Origin of the sequence: Sulfuricurvum sp. RIFOXYD12_FULL_44_77, from assembly GCF_001830725.1 — a bacterium.
GTDB lineage: Bacteria > Campylobacterota > Campylobacteria > Campylobacterales > Sulfurimonadaceae > Sulfuricurvum > Sulfuricurvum kujiense_A.
Genome location: NZ_MIBU01000002.1, coordinates 1 through 3,015 on the forward strand (window position 1 = coordinate 1; position 3,015 = coordinate 3,015).

General features: G+C 39.1%; 5 protein-coding genes. 2 read left to right on the forward strand and 3 right to left on the reverse strand.

All coding sequences use genetic code 11. The annotated features are described in order from the left end of the window. A partial coding sequence (gene fbaA, locus A2517_RS00100; RefSeq protein ID WP_294893317.1) for a class II fructose-bisphosphate aldolase occupies positions 1-956 on the forward strand: 956 nt, incomplete at its 5' end. A 182-nt stretch (positions 957-1,138) separates the two neighbouring features. After that, on the forward strand, positions 1,139-1,951 hold the full coding sequence (locus A2517_RS00105) for a hypothetical protein (protein ID WP_294893319.1): 813 nt from the start codon (positions 1,139-1,141) through the stop codon (positions 1,949-1,951). Here A2517_RS00105 and A2517_RS00110 read toward each other — a convergent pair. The 3 genes from A2517_RS00110 to A2517_RS00120 all read right to left on the reverse strand — a co-directional run. After that, positions 1,948-2,208, reverse strand: coding sequence for a type II toxin-antitoxin system RelE/ParE family toxin (locus tag A2517_RS00110; protein ID WP_294893321.1), 261 nt, complete (start codon positions 2,206-2,208; stop codon positions 1,948-1,950). The two genes, A2517_RS00105 and A2517_RS00110, sit on opposite strands and share 4 nt — an antisense overlap. Before the next feature lie 3 nt (positions 2,209-2,211). Then, a complete protein-coding gene (locus A2517_RS00115; RefSeq protein WP_294893323.1) occupies positions 2,212-2,451 on the reverse strand; it encodes a hypothetical protein in 240 nt (79 codons plus the stop codon). Between the two features lie 111 nt (positions 2,452-2,562). After that, on the reverse strand, positions 2,563-3,015 hold a 453-nt coding region (locus A2517_RS00120; protein ID WP_294893325.1), incomplete at its 5' end, for a peptidylprolyl isomerase.

Sequence of the window (3,015 nt, forward strand, 5' to 3'; positions counted from 1 at the left end):
CGATCAACGGTGTCCTTGAAGCGGCAAAAGTGGTTAATTCTCCCGTTATCATCCAATTCTCCAATGGAGGAGCGAGCTATTACGCTGGAAAAGGGATTAGCAATGAGAACGAAAAAGCGGCCATTGCCGGAGCGATTGCGGGTGCACTGCACGTTCATGCTATGGCGGAGCTGTACGGCATTCCCGTCATCTTGCACACGGATCATGCGGCACGTAAACTTCTCCCGTGGATCGATGCCCTTTTGGATGCGGGTGAAAAACACTACGCCCAATACGGCAAACCACTTTTTAGCTCCCACATGCTCGACCTCTCCGAAGAGTCTCTCGAAGAAAATGTCGCGACGTGTGTAGAGTATATGAAGCGAATGGATAAAATCGGTATGACATTGGAGATCGAGCTCGGTGTTACCGGCGGAGAAGAAGACGGTGTCGATAACAGCAGTATCGATAACGCCCTCCTCTACACTCAGCCTGAAGACGTCGCCTATGCGTATGAGAGACTCAGTGCCGTGAGTGAGCGTTTCACCATCGCCGCATCATTCGGAAACGTCCACGGTGTCTACAAACCGGGCAACGTCGTCCTCACCCCAATCATCCTCAACAACTCCCAAAAATACATCCAAGAGAAATTCGCTACCGCTTCGGATAAACCGGTTAACTTCGTCTTCCACGGCGGTTCAGGCTCTACCCACGCAGAGATCCGTGAAGCAATCGGCTACGGTGTTATCAAAATGAACATCGATACCGATACCCAATGGGCAACATGGGAAGGGGTCAAAGATTATTATGAGAAATACAAAGCTTATCTCCAAGGGCAAATCGGAAACCCAGAGGGTGAAGAGAAGCCGAATAAAAAATATTACGATCCTCGTAAATGGCTACGTAGCGGTCAAGAAACATTGATAAGTCGCGTAAAATCAGCGTTTGATGATTTGAATGCGATCGGTCGAAATTAACTCTATCCATTTCTCGTCATCCCGTACTTGATACGGGATCCCTCTTTTGTATTGTTGAGCAGTACATATCTCTCAAACGATTGTAATATAATTATTCTTATAAAAAAGAAATCTAAACTAAAAAAATTCTCAATTACTTTATAGTTATAATATCTTGAATAATTTAAGAAGAAGAGGAAATTATGTCACAAACTGAAGCTACGAAAATTTTTATAAACACATTGCAACAACATCAACAAAATATATTAAATGTTCTAGAAGAATTAATTAAATTTTTGCCATTGCCTGATGAAGATAAAAAAATATCTACTGCAAAACAAGCATTGAATGCAGTAAATTATTTAAATGCATTAATCCCAAACGACCGACCTTCTTGGAGTAATCCATTATCACATCAACTAGGAAAGTTTATTGAACACCCTGAACTATTTGCATCTAATCTAAATACTACTCTCGTACATTATTTTCCATCAGTAAAAAGCTATGACTTGACACACTTATTGGAGGACAATAACTCTGTATTTGATATTGATGAAATTTATAAAAGATGTAGAGATGAAAGCAATTTACCTACTTTATTTGACAAAATTATTAATATACTCGAACAACTCAGTTCTAGTGAAGAGATAGATAGTAAGTCTATGATCAAAGCCCTAGAAAAACTATTGAAATCTTTGGAAAAAAGCAAAAACGGGTCATTAATATCTATTAAAAATGCATGGGAATTTTTAAAAATATTTTTGGAAAATTATATAATTGGAGAACTTGAAAAAATTCCTGCACTTGGTACTTTGTTAGTTGCACTTATTAACACTACAAATGAAATGTCTGATGAAATTATTCAACTCGATAAAAAAGTTCAAGATGAAGCTAGACATGTATTTGAAGAAGAAATAAAAAGCCTGCCACGAGGATCATCATTACATATTACCTATACACAAGAAGCAAAATTATCTATACCTACTAGTCTATCTCAATTTAATCAAAAAGTCTAATAAACCTCTTTACGATGTCCGATTCGGATGATCGTAATGAGAATTTTTTCTTCTGTAATCCGAAAAATCACCCGATAATCTCGCACCCGTAGACGAAATTTGCCGCTGTATTCCCCTTTTAATGCTTTGATATTGTTTTTAAGCTTCTCAGGATCGGTTGCGAGTAAAATGATTTTTTCTTTGAGTTGTTTTTGGATGACACGATCCAACTGCGAAAGCTCTTTTTTTGCGGAAGGCAAAAATTCAATCGCATACATCGTTTACAGTCCCAACTCTTTCCATACCTCTTCGGCGCTGATCGGCGTGACCGAACCCTCCGCTACCTCGCGTAAACGTTTGTCAGAGAGTTTCTCGTCCAGCATATCAAAATAGAGCATAAGGGCATTTTCTATCAAATGACTTTTCTTCTCATTTAGCTCTTTTGCCATCGCATTTAACTCATCCGCGACGCTGTTATCGAGGGTAATACTCATCTTGGTTACATTAACATATTTACTCATTACGACCCCTTATCCGATAATTATATGGACAATTATACTGCTAATTGTATTTTAATGTCAATGTTTATGAATTTTAAAGGAATTCCCGCCTAAGCGGGAAAGTAATGAAGATTATTTAGTGTAGGTAATTTTTGCTTTTTCGCGAAGTGAAGACATTTTTTTCTCCATGGTCGCTTTAAACTTATCCATTTTCAAACGTTGCTCAATGAAATTTTTAACCTCATCGAATCCCAATTTTTTTGCCGCTTTTTTATCTTCGACATAGATAACGTGATAACCGAACTGACTTTGTACCGGAGCAGAAGACATTGTCCCCTCTTTCATAGCGAACACGGCATCATTAAACGAAGGAACCATTTGCCCGCGTGGGAAGTAACCGAGATCACCACCCTTCGCTGCACTTGGTCCTGTTGATTTGGATTTAGCTTGTGCAATAAACTCATTTTTGAGTTTCTCGCCGCTAAGCCCTTTCATACTTTTAATAACCGCTTGTGCGTCCGCTGCAGTTTTAACCAAGATATGACGTGCGCGGATTTTCTCTTTATCGACGAACTCTTCCGGATT